The following is an 873-nucleotide window of genomic DNA, read 5'->3' on the forward strand; positions in this document are numbered from 1 at the left end:
GATGAAGACGGTAATGAACTGTCACCAAGCGTATCCAAGGGCAGCTCCTACAAGAATGGCGATGACTTTGACGTAACGGGCGATGCCAAGGTAATCAATGGCTACGTTCTGGTAAAGCAGGACAACACCAAGGGTACGTTTGGCAATGGCGATGAAACGGCAACGTTTATTTACAAGAAGGTTGGTAAGATCATTCCGGTTGATCCAAATGGCAACCCAATCCCAGGTGCGGACACGCCAATCTACCAAAATGATCCAGATGATCCAACGAAGGTTGTGCCAAATGAACCAATTCCAGAAGTACCAGGCTACACGCCAGTGGATCCAAGCCCAATCACGCCAGCTGATCCAACGGTAGACACGCCGGTACCATACACTAAGAATGAGACGCCAACGACGCCTGATACTCCAACGACGCCGACTACGCCTACGACTCCAGGCGAACCAACAACGCCAGTTACGCCAGCTGAACCTGCACAGCCACAAACTCCTGTAGCACCAGCTGGTCAAAGCCAAGCAACGCCAACGTCAGCTAAGACTGAAGCTGCTAAGCAGGCAACGCTGCCACAAACTGGTAACGACAAGAACGAAGCCACGGCTGCAATGGGCTTAGGCTTTGCCGGTGTGGCATCGATGCTGGCACTGTTCGGTACGCGCAAGAAGCGTCGTGAAGACTAATCTAAAAGTTTCAAAAGTGTTCATGAGAAACTAAAATTGAAAAAGGTCGATCACTTTACTATTAAGTGACCGGCCTTTTTTGACTTTAAAAATAAACGGGAATATGATTTTTAACGTAAGCACACCATATTGAACCGTGTTGCCTGCCAAGCAGTAGGCAATTTCAAAAATTAAAGAATAAAAAAGCAGCGGTCG

1 protein-coding gene is annotated in these 873 nt (G+C 48.2%); it reads left to right on the plus strand.

The window, feature by feature from the left end; translation table 11 throughout:
* The coding region (locus ACLUWI_RS10145; RefSeq protein ID WP_412147223.1) for a MucBP domain-containing protein at window positions 1-678 on the plus strand (678 nt) is incomplete at its 5' end.
* Between the last annotated feature and the right edge of the window lie 195 nt (window positions 679-873).

This window comes from Limosilactobacillus mucosae (assembly GCF_046939755.1).
GTDB lineage: Bacteria > Bacillota > Bacilli > Lactobacillales > Lactobacillaceae > Limosilactobacillus > Limosilactobacillus mucosae_A.